Source organism: Arthrobacter sp. C9C5 (assembly GCF_013359735.1).
GTDB lineage: Bacteria > Actinomycetota > Actinomycetes > Actinomycetales > Micrococcaceae > Arthrobacter.
Map to the genome: position 1 here is coordinate 89,748 of NZ_JABFMX010000006.1, position 20,280 is coordinate 110,027.

General features: G+C 68.0%; 17 protein-coding genes and 2 riboswitches. Of the genes, 13 read left to right on the top strand and 4 right to left on the bottom strand.

The window, feature by feature from the left end; all coding sequences use genetic code 11:
* Nucleotides 1–16: 16 nt before the first annotated feature.
* Nucleotides 17–895, bottom strand: coding sequence for an aldo/keto reductase (locus HNO80_RS06385; protein WP_175322005.1), 879 nt, complete (start codon nt 893–895; stop codon nt 17–19).
* Nucleotides 896–1,064: 169 nt separating this feature from the next.
* A riboswitch (glycine riboswitch) is annotated at nt 1,065–1,163 on the top strand.
* Between the two features lies 1 nt (nt 1,164).
* A riboswitch (glycine riboswitch) is annotated at nt 1,165–1,280 on the top strand.
* Nucleotides 1,281–1,319: 39 nt separating this feature from the next.
* Here HNO80_RS06385 and gcvP point away from each other — a divergent pair.
* The 5 genes from gcvP to HNO80_RS06410 all read left to right on the top strand — a co-directional run bounded on the left by gcvP (nt 1,320) and on the right by HNO80_RS06410 (nt 9,187).
* On the top strand, nt 1,320–4,226 hold the full coding sequence (gene gcvP / locus HNO80_RS06390) for an aminomethyl-transferring glycine dehydrogenase (protein WP_217500668.1): 2,907 nt from the start codon (nt 1,320–1,322) through the stop codon (nt 4,224–4,226).
* A gap of 12 nt (nt 4,227–4,238) precedes the next feature.
* Nucleotides 4,239–5,387 (top strand): glycine cleavage system aminomethyltransferase GcvT, encoded by a 1,149-nt coding sequence (gene gcvT / locus HNO80_RS06395; protein WP_175322007.1) that lies wholly within the window; start codon nt 4,239–4,241, stop codon nt 5,385–5,387.
* A gap of 493 nt (nt 5,388–5,880) precedes the next feature.
* Nucleotides 5,881–6,264 (top strand): glycine cleavage system protein GcvH, encoded by a 384-nt coding sequence (gene gcvH, locus HNO80_RS06400; protein WP_175322008.1) that lies wholly within the window; start codon nt 5,881–5,883, stop codon nt 6,262–6,264.
* Nucleotides 6,261–7,595, top strand: a complete 1,335-nt coding sequence (gene glyA, locus HNO80_RS06405) for a serine hydroxymethyltransferase (protein WP_349627248.1) — start codon at nt 6,261–6,263, stop codon at nt 7,593–7,595. The genes gcvH and glyA overlap by 4 nt, the downstream gene beginning before the upstream one ends.
* A gap of 179 nt (nt 7,596–7,774) precedes the next feature.
* Complete coding sequence (locus tag HNO80_RS06410; RefSeq protein ID WP_175322009.1) at nt 7,775–9,187, top strand: L-serine ammonia-lyase; 1,413 nt, start codon at nt 7,775–7,777, stop codon at nt 9,185–9,187.
* Between the two features lie 4 nt (nt 9,188–9,191).
* On the opposite strand, the gene HNO80_RS06415 is transcribed toward HNO80_RS06410, so the two are convergent.
* Nucleotides 9,192–9,746, bottom strand: coding sequence for a TspO/MBR family protein (locus HNO80_RS06415; RefSeq protein ID WP_175322010.1), 555 nt, complete (start codon nt 9,744–9,746; stop codon nt 9,192–9,194).
* A gap of 136 nt (nt 9,747–9,882) precedes the next feature.
* Between HNO80_RS06415 and HNO80_RS06420 the strand changes: the two genes are divergently transcribed.
* Nucleotides 9,883–10,956, top strand: coding sequence for a lipid II:glycine glycyltransferase FemX (locus tag HNO80_RS06420; protein WP_175322011.1), 1,074 nt, complete (start codon nt 9,883–9,885; stop codon nt 10,954–10,956).
* 31 nt (nt 10,957–10,987) lie between these two features.
* Complete coding sequence (locus HNO80_RS06425) at nt 10,988–12,484, top strand: threonine/serine exporter family protein (RefSeq protein ID WP_175322012.1); 1,497 nt, start codon at nt 10,988–10,990, stop codon at nt 12,482–12,484.
* A gap of 166 nt (nt 12,485–12,650) precedes the next feature.
* Here the strand turns inward: HNO80_RS06425 and HNO80_RS06430 are convergent, their stop codons facing one another.
* Together HNO80_RS06430 and HNO80_RS06435 are read right to left on the bottom strand one after the other, a co-directional pair.
* Nucleotides 12,651–13,490, bottom strand: coding sequence for a siderophore-interacting protein (locus HNO80_RS06430; RefSeq protein ID WP_175322013.1), 840 nt, complete (start codon nt 13,488–13,490; stop codon nt 12,651–12,653).
* 26 nt (nt 13,491–13,516) lie between these two features.
* Nucleotides 13,517–14,221, bottom strand: a complete 705-nt coding sequence (locus tag HNO80_RS06435; protein WP_175322107.1) for a uracil-DNA glycosylase — start codon at nt 14,219–14,221, stop codon at nt 13,517–13,519.
* A gap of 184 nt (nt 14,222–14,405) precedes the next feature.
* Here HNO80_RS06435 and HNO80_RS06440 point away from each other — a divergent pair, with 184 nt between their 5' ends.
* The 6 genes from HNO80_RS06440 to HNO80_RS06465 all read left to right on the top strand — a co-directional run bounded on the left by HNO80_RS06440 (nt 14,406) and on the right by HNO80_RS06465 (nt 20,276).
* On the top strand, nt 14,406–14,729 hold the full coding sequence (locus HNO80_RS06440) for a DUF3263 domain-containing protein (RefSeq protein WP_502707826.1): 324 nt from the start codon (nt 14,406–14,408) through the stop codon (nt 14,727–14,729).
* Between the two features lie 91 nt (nt 14,730–14,820).
* The gene (locus HNO80_RS06445) at nt 14,821–15,459 is read left to right on the top strand and encodes a LytR C-terminal domain-containing protein (protein WP_175322014.1); all 639 of its coding nucleotides are present in this window, start codon (nt 14,821–14,823) and stop codon (nt 15,457–15,459) included.
* Nucleotides 15,460–15,632: 173 nt separating this feature from the next.
* Entirely contained in the window at nt 15,633–15,836 is a 204-nt protein-coding gene (locus tag HNO80_RS06450; RefSeq protein WP_175322015.1) for a cold-shock protein, read from the top strand.
* 86 nt (nt 15,837–15,922) lie between these two features.
* Nucleotides 15,923–17,149 (top strand): ABC transporter substrate-binding protein, encoded by a 1,227-nt coding sequence (locus HNO80_RS06455; protein WP_175322109.1) that lies wholly within the window; start codon nt 15,923–15,925, stop codon nt 17,147–17,149.
* A 298-nt stretch (nt 17,150–17,447) separates the two neighbouring features.
* Complete coding sequence (groL, locus tag HNO80_RS06460) at nt 17,448–19,085, top strand: chaperonin GroEL (protein WP_175322016.1); 1,638 nt, start codon at nt 17,448–17,450, stop codon at nt 19,083–19,085.
* A 156-nt stretch (nt 19,086–19,241) separates the two neighbouring features.
* Nucleotides 19,242–20,276: an RNase H family protein gene (locus HNO80_RS06465; RefSeq protein ID WP_175322017.1), complete on the top strand. Its 1,035-nt coding sequence runs from the start codon at nt 19,242–19,244 to the stop codon at nt 20,274–20,276.
* Nucleotides 20,277–20,280: the final 4 nt, after the last annotated feature.

Consider the following 20,280-nt stretch of genomic DNA (forward strand, 5'->3'; position numbering starts at 1 on the left):
TAGGCCTGCCGGGCCGTCAGGTCGAGGCCGGCCAGTCGGAGCCAACAGCGAGCCAGGAGCGGTCGATGCCTTCCAGTGACGAAGCCGGAAGGGGGCCCCGGCTGGCGGCCGTGATGTTCGCGCGCAGGTGGGAGAGCTTGGCCGTGCCGGCAATGGCGGTGTCCACGCCGGGTGCGTACACCGTGAAGCGCAGCGCGAACTCGGCCCAGTCCATGTCCCCGGGGTCGAGTTCCAGGGCCCGCAGACGTTCCCAGTAGAGCTCCGCGTAGTTCCCGGTCGGCCGTTCAGCGAAGCGCCACGGCGCGTTCGCGATCGGGCGCTTGGCGATGACTCCCGGGCCGAGCCGGGGGCGGAGAACGTTTCGGAGATTCCACTGGTCGGCTATGTTGACGCTGGTTTCGATGGCGCCGAACCGGCCGGACTCCACAGCGAATGCGAGCGGCGCATTGTCTCCGCTGTAGCCGGCGACACCGATCTTGCCGGCGGCGACTGCCTGGTCCAGGGTGTCCTGCAGATCGCCGCGCCGCAGGATTTCAAGCGGGCATGAGTGCAGATAGAAGACGTCGATCCGTTCCGACCGGGTCAAGCGCAGGGACTGTTCGATACTCTCCAGCACGCTGCCCGGTGACCAATCCCGTTGGCCGTTGATCTTGGGCCCACCCTTTGTGGACAGTACGAATTCGTCCCGGCGTCCGCCGAGGTGCCGGCCGATGCGCTCTTCGCTCAGCCCGTAACTGGCGGCGGTATCGATCAGCGTGACGCCGAGATCCAATGCCCCGTTGAGCACCTCGGAGGCTTCGGCCTCGGTGACCTCACTTTCACCGATCTGGCCGGCACCGAGCCCCACTATGGAGACTTCCAGACCAGTGTTCCCGAATGGCCTTCGCTCCAGCATAAATTTTCTCCTTGTGTAGTAACTCGCCCAGTAACCGCCCGCGCCGCCGCCTCTTGGCGACCGCTCTACCGTAACGCTGAAGCGCCCCGGGTGCCGGAGTTTGCGGACGTGCCTCCGGCATAGGACAATGGGAGTTGTGACTACGGTCACGAGCAATTGAATATGCCTTTGATCTGCGGCGGGAGAGTTCTGCAAGTAGGTACAAGCAGGCGCCGTAGGAGCAAACCCTCCCCAGGAATCTCTCAGGCCCATGTACCGCCGCGGCAAGGCAACTCTGGAAAGCAGCAAGTGCGTCACGTGATGCGCTGTGCTCACCGACGGTGCAAGCGGAGCCTCGCGAAAGCGGCTGCGCGGAAACTCTCAGGTCCAATACAGAGCGGGGAGGAACCCGAATCAATGTGGCGTACCCTGCGCCGCCTTAGTTATGGAGTTCCTTGTGACTGTTACCTCAGCCTCCACGTCCTTCGTTGACCGGCATATCGGCGCCCGCCGCCAGGCCGACGTCGACGCCATGCTGAAGGCTGTCGGCTACGACACCGTCGACGCCTTGGTGGATACCGCCGTCCCGAAGGACATCCGGCAGGACTCCGACCTGGCGCTCGCCGCAGCGCTGAGCGAAGTGGAAGTGCTCGCCGAACTGCGCAAGCTGGCATCGAAGAACAAGACCGCAGTGCAGATGATCGGCCAGGGCTACTACGACACCGTCACTCCGGCCGTGATCCGCCGCAACATCCTCGAGGCCCCGGCCTGGTACACCGCGTACACGCCGTACCAACCCGAAATCTCCCAGGGCCGGCTCGAGGCGCTGTTGAACTTCCAGACCATGGTCCAGGACCTCGTCGGGCTCCCGATCGCCAACGCCTCGCTGCTGGACGAAGCCACCGCCGTCGCCGAGGCCGTGCTGATGATGCGCCGGGCCAACAAGAACAAGACGGCCCACGACGGAAAGACCGTCCTCGACGCCGACTGCCTCCCGCAGACCATCGCGATCGTCAAGGGCCGCGCCGAGGCCCTCGGCTTCGAAGTCGAGGTCGCGGACCTGTCCAAGGGCCTGCCCGAGGGCGCCATCAACGGCGTCGTACTGCAGCAGCCCGGTGCCTCCGGACGCGTGTTCGACCACTCGGCTGTCATCGCGGACGCCAAGGAGCGCGGCGCGCTCGTCACCGTCGCCGCGGACCTGCTGTCCCTGACCCTGATCACCTCCCCGGGCGAACAGGGCGCGGACATCGCGGTCGGCTCCGCCCAGCGCTTCGGCGTGCCGCTGTTCTTCGGCGGTCCGCACGCCGCGTACATGGCCGTCCAGAAGGGCCTGGAGCGCTCCATGCCCGGCCGTCTCGTGGGCGTCTCCAAGGACAACGCCGGCGTCCCCGCCTACCGGCTGGCGCTGCAGACCCGCGAACAGCACATCCGCCGTGAAAAGGCCACCTCCAACATCTGCACCGCCCAGGCGCTGCTGGCCATCGTGGCCTCCTTCTACGCCGTTTACCACGGCCCTGACGGGCTGAAGGCCATTGCCGAGACCACCCACGGCCACGCCCGGACCATTGCCGCCTCGCTGAAGGCCGCCGGTCTGGACGTGCTGCACACCTCGTTCTTCGACACCGTGACCGTCTCCGTGCCGGGCAGGGCCGCGGAATTCATCGCCGCCGCCGACGCCAAGGGCATCAACCTGCGCGCCGTCGACGCCGACACGGTCGGCATCTCCGCCGATGAGGCCACGACGGCGGCAATCGTCGTCGACGTCGTCGCCGCCTTCGGCGCGAGCGTCACAGACGCAGAATCGGACAGTGACGCCGGCTTCGGCCTTGACTCCGCCGTCGAGCGCACCTCCGACTACCTCCAGCACCCGGTCTTCAACACGCACCGCTCCGAAACCCAACTGCTGCGCTACATCCGCCGCCTCTCGGACCGCGACCTGGCCCTGGACCGCACCATGATCCCGCTGGGTTCCTGCACCATGAAGCTGAACGCGACGGCCGAGATGGAAGCCATCTCCTGGCCGGAGTTCGCGTCCATCCACCCCTTCGCGCCCGAATCCCAGACCGCCGGCTGGCGCGAACTGATCGAGGACCTCGAAGCCCAGCTGACCGAGATCACCGGCTACGACCAGGTCTCCATCCAGCCGAACGCCGGCTCCCAGGGCGAGCTCGCCGGACTGCTCGCCATCCGCGGCTACCACCTCTCCCGCGGCGACGAGCAGCGCAACATCTGCCTCATCCCGGCCTCCGCGCACGGCACCAACGCCGCCTCGGCCGTGCTGGCCGGCATGAAGGTCGTCGTCGTGGCCACCGCCTCCGACGGCACGATCGACCACGCTGACCTGCAGGCCAAGATCGAGCTGCACAAGGACGCCCTCTCGGCGATCATGATCACCTACCCGTCGACGCACGGCGTGTACGACGCCGACGTCCGCGAGGTCTGCGACGCCATCCACGCCGCCGGCGGCCAGGTCTACATTGACGGCGCCAACCTCAACGCCCTCGTCGGTCTGGCCCAGCCGGGCCAGTTCGGCGGCGACGTCTCGCACCTGAACCTGCACAAGACCTTCTGCATCCCGCACGGCGGCGGCGGACCCGGCGTCGGACCTGTCGCGGCGAAGGCCCACCTGGCCCCGTTCATGCCCGGCAACGCGGCCGATCCGGCCAAGGGCGCCGAGGGCACCCCGATCTCCGCCTCCCGCTACGGCTCGGCCGGCGTGCTGCCGATTTCGTGGGCCTACGTGAAGCTGATGGGCGGACAGGGCCTGACCGAGGCCACCAAGTCGGCCCTGCTCGCGGCCAACTACATCGCGGCCCGCCTCAACGACTACTTCCCGGTGCTCTACACCGGCGAGGGCGGTCTTGTGGCCCACGAGTGCATCCTGGACCTGCGCGAACTCACGGCCAAGACCGGTGTGACCGCCGAGGACGTCGCCAAGCGCCTTATCGACTACGGTTTCCACGCGCCCACCCTGGCGTTCCCGGTGGCCGGGACCTTGATGGTGGAGCCCACCGAGTCCGAGGACCTTGGCGAGATCGACCGGTTCATCACGGCCATGATCGCCATCCGCGCCGAGATTGACCAGGTGGCCCACGGCGACTTCACTGTGGAGCACAGCCCGCTGCGCAACGCTCCGCACACTGCGGCAGCCGTCATCAGCACCAACTGGGAGCGCAGCTACCCGCGCGAACAGGCCGTCTTCCCGGTGCACACGCTCAAGCAGGACAAGTACTTCCCGCCGGTCGGCCGGATCGACGGCGCCGCGGGCGACCGCAACCTGATCTGCTCGTGCCCTCCCCTCGAAGCCTTCGAAGACCACTCCGACGACTCCGCCTCCGCCTCCAACGACTAGGGACAGCCAACGATGACTGAGAACTACACAGCACTTTACGAAGAGCACAAGAAGCTCGGCGCCTCCTTCACGGACTTCGGCGGCTGGCAGATGCCGCTCAAGTACAGCTCCGAACTCGCCGAACACCACGCCGTCCGCAAGTCCGCGGGCTTGTTCGACCTCTCCCACATGGGCGAGGTCTGGGTCAGCGGCCCCGACGCCGCAGCCTTCCTGGACTACGCCCTCGTGGGCAAGATCTCCGCCATGGCGGTCGGCAAGGCCAAGTACTCGCTGATCTGCAACGAGGACGGCGGCATCATCGACGACCTCATCACCTACCGCCGCGGTGACGAGAAGTTCCTTGTCGTCCCCAACGCCGGGAACGCCAAGGTCGTCGCCGCGGCCCTGGCCGAACGGGCCGGTTTTGCCCAAGAAGGCGGGTTCCATGTCACGGTCCACGACGCCTCCGCCGAGACCTCGCTGATCGCGGTCCAGGGCCCCAAAGCGGAGGCCATCCTGCTCCGCCTGGTCCCCGCCGCGCAGCACGAGCTCGTCACCGGCCTGAAGTACTACGCCGCCGTCGACGTCCCGTTCATGGTCAGTGGCGCCAGCCAGGACCTGCTGCTGGCGCGCACCGGCTACACCGGTGAGGACGGCTTCGAAATCTTCGTCTCCAACGACGACGCCGCCGCCCTCTGGCAGGCGCTCATCGCCATCGCCGAGGACGGCGAGCTGATGCCCGCCGGCCTGGCCTCCCGCGATTCGCTCCGGCTCGAAGCCGGCATGCCCCTCTACGGCAACGAGCTCTCCCTCGAAGGAGACCCGTTCGCCGCCGGGCTGGGTCCCGTCGTCGCGCTGTCCAAGGAGGGCGACTTCGTCGGCAAGGCGGCACTGGCCGCGAAGAAGGAAGCCGGCGCCGGTTCCACCGCCGGGCGCAAGCTGGTCGGGCTCAAGGGCCTCGGCCGCCGGGCCGGCCGCGGCCACTACCCGGTCCTGAAGGACGGCAACACGGTCGGCGAAGTCACCTCCGGCCAGCCCAGCCCCACCCTGGGCTACCCGGTCGCCATGGCCTACGTCGACGTCGAGTTCACCGAACCCGGCACCGCCCTGGACATCGACCTGCGCGGCAAAACCGAGCCGTTCGAAGTTGTCGCACTGCCTTTCTACAAGCGCCAAAAGTAGCCCTGCTGGGTCTGTCCCGGAGCCGTGGCTGGCTCCGGGACCGTCCGTCTGGGTTTTCACGCGTGCTCGCTCGTTTTCCCGCCGTCCCCCTAACCTCGCAAGCTCGGTCAGGGAACCCCGACGGCGGTCACTCGCTTAGACGCACGCTTTCGAAAACCCAGCCCGGCCGGCCCCTCAATGTCAGCTCACCTCCCGTTCCCATCACCTTGGGAGACACTTCTGAAAGCCAAAGGTGCTGGGGCCTATACCGCCTACCGCGGCTCGGCCCTGGAAGATTCCAACGGCCATTGGTTCTTTCCGGAGAACTCCTGGCCCCGAAAAACTGAACTGGCCACTAGCGGCGGGGGCGCGTCATCCGGAAGCGTGCGTCTAAGCGAGGAACGAGCGAGCACGCGGAGGATGGCGAACCCCGCCGCGTAACCCGGCCACGGTCACTCCGTAACCCAGCCACAATTGATGTAGCCCACGACTTTCAAACGCAAAGGAAAAACACATGGCAAAAGTTGCCCCTGAACTGCAGTACTCCGACGAGCACGAGTGGGTTGCGCGGGAGGCCGGGAACGTTGTCTCTATCGGCATCTCCGCGGTCGCCACGGACGCCCTGGGCGACATCGTCTATGTTGACCTGCCCGAGGTCGGATCCGCGGTGACCGCGGGGGAGACCTGCGGCGAGGTCGAGTCGACCAAGTCCGTCTCGGACCTGTACGCCCCGGTCACGGGCGAGGTCACCGAAGTCAACCCCGCCGTCGTCGACGACCCCGCGCTGATCAACAGCGACCCCTACGGCGCCGGCTGGCTCTTCAAGGTCGCCGCCGAAGCGGACGGCCCGCTGCTCTCCGCGCAGGATTACGCGTCCAAGAACGGCGGCGAACTGTGAGCGCCGCGGCGGCCGCAGGTACAAACACCGCGGTATTCGAGCAGGTCGTTTCGCCGAGCCTGGACGCTGAACTGTCCGCGCTGGATCCGGAGATCGCCGCGAAGATCGACGCCGAGCTCACCCGCCAGCGCGACGGGCTGGAAATGATCGCCTCGGAAAACCACACCGCCAAGGCCGTCATGCAGGCGCAGGGCTCGGTGCTGACCAATAAGTACGCCGAGGGCTACCCGGGCAAGCGCTACTACGGCGGCTGCGAACACGTCGACGTCGTCGAGCAGCTCGCGATCGACCGGGTCAAGGCCCTGTTCGGTGCCGAGTACGCCAACGTCCAGCCGCACTCCGGCGCGCAGGCCAATGCCTCGGTCATGCACGCCCTGATCCGTCCGGGCGACACCATCATGGGCCTGAACCTGGCACACGGCGGCCACCTGACCCACGGCATGAAGATCAACTTCTCCGGCCGGCTGTACAACGTGATCCCGTACCAGGTCCGGGAGGATGACCACCGGATCGACATGGCCGAGGTGGAGCGCCTGGCCCAGGAGCACAAGCCGCAGCTCATCGTTGCCGGCTGGTCCGCCTACGCCCGCCAGCTCGACTTCGCGGAGTTCCGTCGGATCGCCGACTCGGTGGGGGCCTACCTGATGGTGGACATGGCCCACTTCGCCGGCCTCGTGGCCGCCGGACTGCACCCGTCACCGGTGCCGCACGCGCACGTCACCACCTCCACCACGCACAAGACCCTCGCCGGTCCGCGCGGCGGCATCATTCTCTCCAACGACGCCGACATCGCCAAGAAAATCAACTCGGCTGTGTTCCCGGGCCAGCAGGGCGGCCCGCTGGAGCACGTCATCGCCGGCAAGGCCGTGGCGTTCAAGATCGCTGCCTCGCCCGAGTTCAAGGAACGCCAGGAACGTGTCCTGGCCGGCGCCCGGATCCTCGCCGAGCGCCTCGTCCAGCCGGACGTTACCGCCAAGGGGATCTCCGTGATCTCCGGCGGCACCGACGTGCACCTGGTCCTTGTGGACCTGCGCAACTGCGAGCTCAACGGGCAGGAAGCCGAGGACCGCCTCGCGGAAATCGACATCACCGTCAACCGCAACGCCGTCCCGTTCGACCCGCGCCCGCCGATGGTCACCTCGGGGCTGCGGATCGGCACCCCGGCGCTGGCCACCCGCGGCTTCGGCGAGGCCGCGTTTGCCGAGGTTGCGGATATCATCGCTGAGGCGCTGACCGCCGACGCCGGAGCGGACCTGTCCGGTCTGCGCTCCCGCGTCGAAGCCCTCGCTGCCGCCCACCCGCTCTACCCCTCGGTTGATAACCTAGGCTGACCGCTTCCCGGGGCCGATCTCTTTCCGGTTTGGCTCCGGGCCCGGCGGACCGGACTTTTCACGCGTGCTGCTCCTTCGTCGCTTTGACGCACGCTTTCGAAAAGCCCGGCTCCGCCGGCCCGTCGAGGGCAGCATACCTGCCGCTCCAACCCCACATTTATCCAGTTAGGAACCCGGCCATGGCTGTTGGCGTCTTTGATCTTTTTTCCATTGGGATCGGGCCTTCGAGTTCGCATACCGTGGGACCGATGCGGGCCGCCGCCGTCTTTGCCGAGGAGCTCAAGGCCTCGGGGAATCTGGACCGCGTGGCGTCGCTGCGCGTGGACCTCTACGGGTCCCTCGCCGCCACCGGCCACGGCCACGGCACCATGACTGCCATCCTGCTCGGGCTCGAGGGATTCCACCCGGAGAAGATCCTCCCCGAGGAAGTCGAGGACCGGCTGGCCGCCATTGCCCAGACGGGCACCCTGCAACTGGCCGGATCCGTCGCCTTGCCCTACGGCGTGAAGGACATGGTGCTGCGCCCGCTGACCATCCTGCCCCGGCACACCAACGGCATGACGTTCACGGTGTCCGACGCCGACGGCGCCGTCGTGCACAGCGCCACCTTCTTCTCCGTCGGGGGCGGTTTCATCGTCCGCGAGGGCGAGGAGGACGCGGCGCTGAAGGAACTCGCAGAGTCCAAGAAGGAACTCCCGCTGCCGTTCCGCACGGCCGCTGAACTGCTGGGCCGCTGCCAGTCCAAAGGGCTCTCGATCGGCGAGATCATGTTCGTCAACGAGCGCGCCTCCCGCACCGAAGAAGAGATCCGCGAAGGCCTCCTGCACATCTACTCCGTGATGGAAGGCTGCGTCGAGGTCAGCCTCAAGCGCGAGGGGTTGCTCCCGGGCGGGCTCAAGGTCCGGCGTCGGGCCCCCGACTGGCACGAACGGCTGATGAAGGAAAACCGCGGCCAGGACCCCGACTATCGGGACCCGAAGTACTGGCAGGAATGGGTAAACCTGATCGCGCTCGCCGTAAATGAGGAAAACGCCTCGGGCGGCCGAGTCGTCACGGCGCCCACCAACGGCGCCGCGGGTATCATTCCGGCCGTGCTTTACTACGCCCTGCACTTCGCCCCCGGCATGGACAAAGCCACCCAGCAGGACCGCGACGACGTCGTGGTCAAATTCCTGCTGACCGCCGGAGCCATCGGGGTGCTGTACAAGGAACAGGCCTCGATCTCCGGCGCGGAGGTGGGCTGCCAGGGCGAGGTGGGTTCGGCGTCGTCAATGGCGGCCGCCGGCCTGGCCGAGGTCATGGGCGGAACGCCCCAGCAGGTGGAGAACGCCGCCGAGATCGCGATGGAGCACAACCTCGGCTTGACCTGCGACCCGATCGGCGGACTGGTGCAGATCCCGTGCATCGAGCGCAACGCCATCGCCGCGGCCAAGGCGATCAACGCCGCCAAGATGGCCCTCTGGGGCGACGGCTCACACCGCGTGTCGCTCGACGAGGTAATCGTGACCATGCGCGAGACCGGCAAGGACATGAGCTCCAAGTACAAGGAAACCGCCATGGGCGGCCTCGCCGTCAACGTGGTGGAGTGCTGATTTCCTAGTTGTTCAGTGCCGCCCACAGATTCAGTGACGAGGCGAACACAATCCAGGACAGGTAGGGGAGCAGCAGCAGCCCGGCGGTGCGGCTGATCGGGCCGAAACGCAGTATGGTGGCAGCCACCGCGACCGCCAGCGACACGATGATGACGAGGCCGATCCACAGCGCGGGGGAACCCAGCGCGGGGTACAGGCCAAAGAAGACCGGGGTCCACAGCATGTTCAGCACCAGCTGCACGGCGTAGACGGTGAGTGCGGCCCTGGTGCCTTCCGCCCGGCTGCGCCAGACCAGCCATGCCGCCACGGCCATCGCGATGTAGAGGATCGTCCAGACCGGCCCGAAGAGCCAGTTCGGCGGGGACCACGGGGCCTTGTCCGCGGCCGCGTACCATCCGTCGACGTTGCTGGCGCTGGCCAGTCCGCCGAGCGCCGCCACGAGGGCCGAAGCGCCCAGCAGCACCAGCAGGGCCAGCGCCTCGACACCGGGCCGGCGCTTCCCGGCCCCGCGCGGACGGAACTGCCGGCGGACGGCTGACGGTTCCGGCTGCGCATCCATACCTTCAGCGTAACCCCGGTGCGACGGCCGGCACAGGGCCGCGGCGCCCTGACAGCCGCCGGCCTCCCGATAGACTTGATGCTGCATGCCAGCCATGCCGCCGAAGCTCGTTCCGCAAAGATTGGATACCGCACCCTTGCGAGAATTCACTGCCCGCTTTGCCTCCGCCGAAGAGGTTGCCAACTGGGACGCCCACGTCACCGCGAACCCCAACGGCGGGAATCTGCTTCAATCCGAGGCCTTCGCCGAGGTCAAGCAGCACTTCGGCTGGAAGCCCCTCCACCTGGTCTATGAGACGGCCGACTACACGAGCTACAACCTGGTCCTGGAGAAGTCCTTCCCCGTCCTCGGCAAGCTCTGGTACCTCATCAAGGGCCCGGATGTCGCCTCGGTGGAGGACATCCCCGGCATCGCGGCCGCCAACGCCGACTTCGTCAAGCGCGCCCGGCTGAGGGTGTTCGCCATCAAGATCGAGCCCGACATCGTCCTGTCGGAGGACGCGCGGCGCGTCATCGAAGGCGCGGGCCTGGTCAAGACCCACAACCTGCAGCCCAACGACTCCACCGCGCTGCTGGACATCTCGCCGCAGGAAAACCAGCTGCTGCGCAACCTGCATTCCCGCGGCCGCAACGCCGTCCGGCGGGCCATCCGCGAAGAGGTCGAGGTCCACAACGTGGAGCCGACCGAAGAGAACTTCCGGGCGATGTACGCGCTGATGACCAACACCGTGGAGGCCAAGTCCCAGGTCCGGGTCCGCGAGTACGAGTACTACCGCCAGTTTTGGACCAACTTCGTGGACCGCGGCCAGGGCCGGCTGCTCTTCGTCTATGAAAACGGCGTGCCCTCCGTGGGGGCCTTCGTGATCAACTACGGACGCAAGGGTACCTACAAGGACGGTGGTTCCCTGCAGAAGCGCAGCCAGTACGGCGACTCGCACCTGGTCCAGTGGACGGCCATCAACCAGCTCAAGGAACTCGGCTGCACCGAATACGACTTCTGCGGCACGCCGCCCAGCGACAAGCTGAAGGACACGTCCAACCCGTTCCACGGCCTCGGCCTGTTCAAGACCAGCTTCAGCAAGACCGTCACGGACTTCGTCGGCTGCTACGACCAGGTCCTGAGCCCGCTGAAGTACAAGGCCTGGATGGCCGCCGGGGAGCGCGTCGCCCGCCAGCTGTACACGCGGCGCACGGGCCAGCAGTTCTACTAGACCGCCCGCAAGGTGAAATGAGGAGGCCGGAATGACCAAACCACCCGACGGCCGCCGCGGGCCGCAGACGGACGGCCTGCCCCGGACCGAGCCGATGTCGCCCATGCAGGTGCGCCAGAACGCCGCCGCCAAACGCATGCTCCGCAGGCTGGTCCAGGGTGAGAACCCGCCCACGGCGCCGCTGAGCATCGTCGACCGGCTGGCCGGCAGCCCTTACGCCAACCCGATGATCCAGGTCGGAGGCGTGGACACCTCCGCCCGCAAGACCATCGACTTCGCCCTCAAGCTGGCCGAATCGATGTTCCGCTACGGCGCCGGTGCCCTCGAAGTGGAGACCAGCATCATTGCCATCACCGCCGCGCTGGGGCTGAAGAACATCGAGGTGGACATCACCAACCAGTCGGTGGCCATCAACTATGCGCCGAAGGACCAGACGCCCATCTCGCTGCTGCGCGTGGTGCGGTCCTGGACCAACAACTACGCCGGCCTCGCCCAGGTCCACCAGCTGGTCACGGACATCGTGGCAGGCGGCGTGGGCCGCGAGGAAGCGGTGCGACGGCTCGAGGAGATCACGCACAGCTCGAAGCCCTTCCCGCGCTGGATGGTCACCGTGGCCTTCGGCGTCTTCTCCGCGGTGTTTGTCGGCGTGCTGGGCGGAGGCGTGGCCGCCTCCGGCATCGCCTTCCTGTCCAACCTGCTGATCAGCCTGCTGGCGCGGCAGCTGGGCCGCTGGCGCACCCCGGACTTCTTCATCACGGCCTCATGCTCCTTCGTCGTCACCCTGATCGCCCTGCTGCTGTGGCGCTTCGGGAGCCCGCTGGGGATCCAGATAGCCCCCGCCATCGTGGTAGTCGGCGGAATCCTGCTGCTGCTGCCCACCGGACGGCTCGTCTCCTCGGTGCAGGACGCCATCAACGGCTTCCCGGTGACCGCGGCCGGCCGGTTCCTGTCCACCATGCTGACCTTCGGTGCGCTGGTCGCCGGGATCGCGGTCGGCTTCGTGGTGGGGGCCATGACCGGCATGCAGTCCATCGACGTCACCGAGACATTCCCGCCTAAGTATCCTTTGTGGGTGCTGGTTCCGCTGGTGGCCATCGCCGTCGTCGCGATCGGCGTCACCGAGCAGACCTCGCTGAAGCTGTTGCTGCCGACGGCGGCCGTCGGCGTCGTCGGTCATCTGGTGCTGATCGGCGGCACGGCCATCGGCATCGGTCCCCGGTTCGCGCCGGCCCTCGCCGCCGTGGTCATCGGCCTCCTGGCCCGCGTGGTGGCGCTCCGGATGGGGGCCCCGCAGCTGGTCGTGGCTGTGCCGGCGGCGCTCATCCTGCTGCCGGGCCTGACTATATTCCGTTCCATGTATGTATTGACGATTGAAGAGTCCGAGATCCTGATGGGGGCCGGCGGGATGCTCAACGCCGGGGCGATCGTGCTCGGCGTCGCGGCCGGCATTGTTCTCGGCGACACCCTCGCCCGGCCGCTGACCCGGAGCCTGGCCAGCAACGAGCGGCGCCGCGCCCGCCGCCGCTAACGACGGCGAAGATGGCTCGTCTGCCGGCAGCCTGAGCCGCCGAGGTTTCCCACCTTTGCCGGACTCCGACGGCGTGTCAGCCCGCCGCGCCGGCCTGTCCCGGCGTCGTGGCGGCATAAGTGGGGAAACTCCGCGGCGCCAGCCCGCGTTAGCCGAGGATGGTTGGCTAGATCTTGCCGATCGGCAGCTTCTTTTCGGCCTGGAAGTCGTCCTCCACCCGGCCGCTGGCCCAGTACCCGGAGAGCGAGACCTGGCCCCGTTCGAGGCCTCGGTCGGCGAAGAACACCGGGCGCAGGCCCTTCATGTAGCCGCGCTCCCCGTGCGCGAAGACGTGCACTCGGCCCTCCGGCCATAGCGCGTCGCGTACTGCGTCCACCAGCAGGGTCCCGCTTCCGGCCGGAGTCCCGCGGCGCAGCAGCCAGCGCAGTTCCACACCGGCGGGGGCGTCGATCGCCAGGACGTCGGCGTCGCTGTCCACCTCCAGGAAGGCCAGGCCGCGGGCGTCCCGGGGGAGTGACTCGATCGCGGCGCTGATCGCCGGCAGGGCGGACTCGTCGCCCGCGAAGAGGTACCAGTCCGCCGCCGGGTCCGGGTTGTAGCCCCCGCCCGGGCCGGTGAAGACAAGGCTGTCCCCGGCCTGGGCGGAGGCGGCCCACGGGCCGGCCAGGCCCTCGTCCCCGTGGATGACGAAGTCGATCGCCAGTTCGGCCGCCGCCTCGTCGACCCAACGGACCGTGTAGGTCCGGGTGTGCGGCCACTCTTCCCGCGGGTGGGACTCCCGGATGGCCCAGAGGTCCAGCGGCTGCGGATAGTCGACCCCCGGCTGCGGGAACGCGATCTTGACGTACCGGTCCACATAGCCGTTGTTGACGAAGGCGGCGAAACCAGGGCCGCCGGCGATGATCCGGACCATGTGCGGCGAGAGCTGCTCGCGGCGCAGGACCGTGAGGTTGGTCTGCGGCCGGGAGTTCCGGTTGGCGGTGGTGGTGGCGGGGACGGAAGTCATGGAGCTAAGCCTAGCCAAGAACCGGGTCAGGGCAGGGGCGGCAGTTCCCAGTCCACGGTGCCGTCGCCCTGGGCGGTGAGCAGCTCATTGGCGCGGCTGAAGGGCCGCGAGCCGAAGAACCCGCGCGAGGCCGAGAGCGGGCTGGGGTGGGCGCTGGCGATCACGGCGGCGGAGCCCAGCAGCGGCCGCACGCCCTCCGCGTCCTTGCCCCAGAGGACCACCACGAGCGGCGCCGGGCTGCCGTCGTCGCGGTGCCGCTGCCCGACGGCCCTGATGGCGGCCGCCGTGACGGCCTCCCAGCCCTTGTTCCGGTGCGAACCGGCGGCTCCGGCCCGGACGCTGAGGACGCGGTTGAGCAGCAGCACACCCTGCTCCGCCCAGCGGCTGAGATCACCGTGGACGCGGGGCGGCAGCCCGAGGTCGGCGTCGAGCTCCTTATAGATATTGGCGAGGCTGCGCGGGATCGGCCGGGTGCCGCCGTCCACCGCGAAGGACAGCCCGACGGCGTGCCCCGGTGTGGGGTAGGGGTCCTGGCCCACAATCAGAACCCGCACGCCGGAGAGCGGCTGCCGGAAGGCCCGGAGGATGTTCGACGGCGCCGGCAGCACCTCGTGGCCGTCGGCCGTCTCGGCGGCGAGGAACTCGAGGACCGACCGCAGCTGCCCCTCGACCGGGGCCAACGCCGCGGCCCAGTCCGGCGCCACCAGCCCGTCCAGGGGAAGGCGCGCCATCGCCGCGAGGTCCACTGCCTCGGCGGCGGGGTCAAGTTCGAAGAGCGCATCGGGATTAAATGAATCAGGCACGGCTTCATTCTCGCAGGAGCCCCGGACGCCGGCCGGGCCCGCTAAATGACAAGCCTGTTATTCGGCCGTAACATGTGGGGGAGACCTATCGGAACGAACCTGGGAGTGTGCAGTGGCCGAAGCAGCACCCGAGTACCTGCCGGCGGATGACGCCGACGCCGTGCTCGCGGCAGTCTTCGAGGACTCGCCGTTGAGCAGCCGGGAGCAGCAGATGCTTGCCCTGGAGCGGCAGTGGTGGAAGTACGCCGGCGCCAAGGAACAAGCCATCCGGGAACTCTTTGACCTCTCCGCCACGCACTACTACCAGATCCTCAACGCCCTGATCGACACCGAGGCGGCGCTGGCCCACGATCCCATGCTGGTCAAGAGATTGCGTAGACTACGTACGTCACGACAACGTGCCCGCACTGCACGCCGTTTGGGCTCGGACGCGTAAGAGCGCGTGAAGTCCGGCCGCAAACGCGGAAATCCGCGCGGATTCCGGCGGCGGGCCATCAGCCAGAAATCAGCAAGGACGTCGTTTTACCATGACCAAGTACGCTCGGGATGAATTTGATCGGGTCCCGGAGGCCTCCACGCGCCAGGGTGTCCACCGGACAGTCGCCGCTCCCGGAGCCCGCCGTCTGGGCCCCGTCCTCGCCACTGGCGCCGCGGCCCTGGTAGTCGGCCTCGTCGCCTTCCTCCTGCTGCCTAACCTGGGCTTTGGTCCCGCCGGCGGCTCGGCCATGACCGCGGACCAGGCCAGCAACAACGCCGCGGCGTCGCAGGCACCCACCACCGCCGCGGCGGGCAGTACGCCGTCCGCCAGCAGCACGCCGACCGGCAGCCTTGCGCCGGCAGCCTCCAAGCCAACCCCCTCGGCCACCCCCTCGGCCACGAGGACCGGTGCCGTGGACAAGACGCAACCGGTGGCCGTCTACAACGCAACCGGGACGGCGGGCCTGGCCGGCCGGATCGGCTCCACGGTCACCGCCGCCGGCTGGGCCGCCGGCCCGCTCGGCAACTGGGGCGGCGCACCCCAGCAGACCTCCGTGGTCTTCTACAACGGCCCGGCCCAGAAGGCCAACGCCGAAGAGCTGGGCTCGCTCCTCGGAATCGGCACCCTGGTGGATTCGGCCGAATTCCAGATGCCGCTGGTCATCGTCCTCGGCCCCGGTTTCAATTAGCCACAGTCTGGCCGCCGGCTTCGGTTACGCCTGAATAACTATTCCCGGCCGGGCCGGGACCCTGCCCGGGAACGGGTGGAAGGCTGTGGGTAGAGTGTCTGCGGACTTCGTTTCGCATACCGCGGCGCACATTGGGGTGGGCCGTTAGCAAGCTAGCTGAAAGTGTGGAGAACATGGCATTGGGGACCGTCAAGTGGTTCAACGCAGAAAAAGGCTACGGCTTCATTACCGTCGACAGCTCCGGGGCCGACGTCTTCGTGCACTGGTCCGCGATCGCGGGCGAGGGCTACCGCGCTTTGGCTGAGGGCCAGCGGGTGGAACTGGAAGTCGGCGAGGGCGAGAAGGGCCCGCAGGCCGAAAGCGTCCGGCCCGCCTAGTGGTTTTCCCTTCAACCGCAGCTGCCCGAAAGAACAACAAGCACACGTCGAACCTTGGGCGGTTCAGCCGTGCCGCGGCCGCGGGTGTGGCCGCAGCCGTGGCGCTCGGCGCCTGCGCCGGTCCCGCCGGCAATGCCCGGGTGGACGCCGCGGAGGCGAGCGGCGACGGCACGCTGCGGATCGGCCTGATCCTGGACAACACCGGCAAGCAGAACTTCCTGAACGCGCCCCAGCTGGCGGCGGCGAAGCTGGCGGTCAAGGAAATCAACGCGGCGGGCGGCCACAAGGGCAAACCCGTGGAGCTGCTGCCGGAGTCCATCGGCACGGACACCGCGGCCCAGGCCAAGGACCTGGTGGCGGCTAAGGCCGACGTCGTGATCGGGCCCACTGACTCCAGCCGCGCCGCCGGCGCTATCGACGTCCTCGCCCGCGCCAAGGTCGCGCTCATTTCCCCGGCCAACACCGCGCCGGGGCTCAGCACGTACAAGAGCGGCGGCTACTACTTCCGGACCGCCGCCGCCGACATTGCGCAGGCTTCGGTCCTCGTCAAGCTTGCCAAGGACGGCGGCGCCCAGACCCTTGCCGTGGTGCACGAGGAGGGCGACTACGGCAAGGACGTCTCCGTGGCCGTCTCGGCGGCCGCGAAGGCCGCGGGCCTGGGAACCTCCGTGGACGCTGAATTCAAGGCCGGCCAGGCGCAACAGGCGGCAGCGGCGGCCAAGGCTGCCTCCCCGGACGCCGTCGTGCTGGTGGCCCGCGACGGGGCCCAGGGCGCCATCGCCGAGCTCAACAACGCGGGCCTGTCCGGGAAAAAGCTCATCCTCAGCGACGGCGCCGTCAACCAGTACGGCGACGGCCTTGGGTCCAAGGCCCTGGATGGCGCCCGCGGGGTGCTGCCCGGCACGTTCCCCTCCGCGCACTTCCAGGCGGAACTCGTGGCCGTCGACCCCGGCCTGAAGGACATGGCGTTCGCCGCCGAAACGTACGACGCCGTCAACCTTGCCGCCGTCGCCGCCGCCGCCGCGGAGGACGACGCCGGGACCTCCATCGCTTCGAAGTTGGTCGCCGTGTCCGGCGGGACGGCGACGGGCGCCGGCGCCCCCTCGGGGGAGTCCGCGGCCTGCAAGTCCTACCCGGAATGCGTGGCCGCCCTCCGCGCCGGCAAGCGCCCCAACTACGACGGCGCCTCCGGCCCGATCAACTTCGACAGCAACGGCGACGTCACCGCCGCCGCGTACATGGTCTACAGCTACGGCCCGGACAACAACGCCGAGATGACCGGCAGCGAAACCGCCCGCAGCGCCGGCTCCTGATCGCTCCTAGCGAAGAGCGCCCGGCGGTGGCGGACCCCGACGTCACCACTGCTTGCACTCTCCCCGGGGGAGTGCTAATTATGGAGTTAGCACTCCCGCGTATTGACTGCTAACTCGACGCCCCGGTTCAGCCGGCTGCGTCGAGGCGGCGGGCGGACCGGGAGCGAGAGAAATACCTGGCTGGGGTGAGATCCCCGGCCCGGCGGCGTACAGAGGCTGCCGGGCAGGAATCGTCCGTCGCGGGCACCGCAGCGCAAGGTTCATTCTTAACGACTGTCCCGAAAGGACTACTGCCGTTATGGCCAAGATCATTGCATTTGATGAAGAGGCACGCCGCGGTCTTGAGCGGGGCCTGAACATCCTCGCCGACGCCGTCAAGGTCACCCTCGGCCCGCGTGGACGCAACGTCGTCCTCGAAAAGAAGTGGGGCGCCCCCACGATCACCAACGATGGTGTTTCCATCGCCAAGGAGATCGAACTGGACGACCCTTACGAGAAGATCGGCGCCGAGCTGGTCAAGGAAGTTGCCAAGAAGACTGACGACGTCGCCGGTGACGGTACCACCACGGCAACCGTGCTGGCCCAGGCCCTCGTCAAGGAAGGCCTGCGCAACGTCGCGGCCGGCGCCGACCCGCTGTCCCTCAAGCGCGGCATCGAGAAGGCTGTTGAAGCGGTCACCCGCGAGCTCCTGGCCTCCGCCAAGGAAATCGAAACCAAGGAAGAGATCGCCGCCACCGCGTCCATCTCCGCCGGCGACAACGAAATTGGCGCCCTGATTGCCGAAGCCCTGGACAAGGTCGGCAAGGAAGGTGTCATCACCGTCGAGGAGTCGAACACCTTCGGCCTCGAGCTGGAGCTCACCGAGGGCATGCGTTTCGACAAGGGCTACATCTCGGCCTACTTCGTCACCGACGCCGAGCGTCAGGAAACGGTCCTCGAGGATCCGTACATCCTGATCGTCAACTCCAAGATCTCCAACGTCAAGGAACTGGTTGCAGTCCTCGAAAAGGTCATGCAGTCCAACAAGCCGCTGCTGATCATCGCCGAGGACATCGAGGGAGAGGCCCTGGCCACCCTGATCGTCAACAAGATCCGCGGCACCTTCAAGTCCGTCGCCGTTAAGGCTCCGGGCTTCGGTGACCGCCGTAAGGCACAGCTGGCCGACATCGCCATCCTCACCGGCGGCCAGGTCATCTCCGAGGAAGTTGGCCTCAAGCTTGAGACCGCCGGCCTCGAACTCCTCGGCAAGGCCCGCAAGGTCGTTGTCACCAAGGACGAGACCACCATCGTCGAAGGTGCCGGCGACGCCGACCAGATCGCCGGCCGCGTGTCCCAGATCCGCGCCGAGATCGAGAACTCCGATTCCGACTACGACCGCGAGAAGCTGCAGGAACGCCTGGCCAAGCTGGCCGGCGGCGTTGCAGTCATCAAGGCCGGTGCCGCAACCGAGGTTGAGCTCAAGGAACGCAAGCACCGCATCGAGGACGCCGTCCGCAACGCCAAGGCTGCTGTCGAAGAGGGCATCGTCGCCGGCGGTGGCGTGGCCCTGATCCAGGCCGGCGCCAAGGCGTTCGCCAACCTGCAGCTCGAAGGTGACGAGGCAACCGGCGCGAACATCGTCCGCGTAGCCATCGACGCCCCGCTGAAGCAGATCGCCTTCAACGCCGGCCTCGAGCCCGGCGTCGTTGTCGACAAGGTCCGCGGCCTGCCCGCAGGCCACGGCCTGAACGCAGCAACCGGCGAGTACGTCGACCTGCTGGCTGCCGGCATCAACGACCCGGTCAAGGTCACCCGCTCTGCCCTGCAGAACGCGGCTTCCATCGCCGGCCTGTTCCTCACCACCGAGGCCGTTGTGGCCGACAAGCCGGAGAAGAACTCCCCGGCCATGGGCGGCGGCGACGACATGGGCGGCATGGGCGGCATGGGCGGTTTCTAACCACCCGGCTACCAAGCCCTGAACGCGTATGTTGACGGTTCTCCGTCAGCGACGGCCAGTTCGACGACGGCGGTCCCACCACTGGTGGGGCCGCCGTCGGCGTTAAGCCCGGTGGTGCGGGAGCGTCGGGCGGCGGAGGTCTGGCAGGATAGTGCAGTGACGATTACAGCAGCGGCCGACGGTTCGGCTTTAGGAAATCCCGGTCCGGCCGGATGGGCCTGGTACGTGAGTGACGACTGCTGGCGTGCCGGCGGGTGGCCGCACGGGACCAACAACCAGGGGGAGCTGATGGCTGTCCTGGACCTCTTCCGGGCCACGGCGCACCTTCCGGGCGAGGACCTGCACATTCTGTGCGACAGCCAGTACGTCATCAACTCGGTGACCAAGTGGATGCCGGGCTGGAAGCGGAAGGGCTGGCGAAAGTCCGACGGCAAGCCAGTGCTCAACGTTGAGCTGATCAAGGAGATCGATCAGGCGCTCACCGGACGCAAATACACCTTCGAATGGGTCCGCGGACACGCCGGACACGACCTCAACGAGGCGGCGGATGACCGCGCCAGGGCCGCCGCCACCGCCTACCAGCAGGGCGTCGCGGTACGGCAAGGCCCCGGCTTCGTCCGCGCCGGAGACGCGGCCGCCGCCGGCGTGCAGACCGCCCCCGCCGCGCAGCAGGCTCCGGCCGCGCAGGCCCCGCCCGCAGCCCAGGCACAGTCCCGGCAGGCGTCGTCCGCTCAAGCCGGAACGCGGGAATTGATCGCTGAGCCCACGCTGTTCGGCGAATCCACCCTTTTCGCTGAGCCTGATCTCTTTAGCGAACTGGAGGAGGAATCCCGCGCTGCGGCGGCCGGCCTGGACCCGGAGGCAGCCGTCGTGGCGCTGGAGCGAGAGCTGCTGCTCCCCGAGACGCGCTCGGATCTGGGGCGCACGGGAGTGCTGCTGCACCCGGACTTCACCGAGATCGGCAGTTCCGGACGGCTCTGGACCCGCGACGAGATGATGATGGCTCTCGAGGATGATCCCGGTGTGCCCGCCGAGCTGGAGCTTCTGGCCGCGGACCGCCTCAGTGAGGGCGCCGTGCTGCTCACCTACCGCAGCCACACCCGCACGGGGACGGCGTTGCGCAGCTCCCTGTGGGTCCTGGACGGCGCCCAATGGCGGCTCCGCTTCCACCAGGGCACTCCCGAGGCCTAGGAGG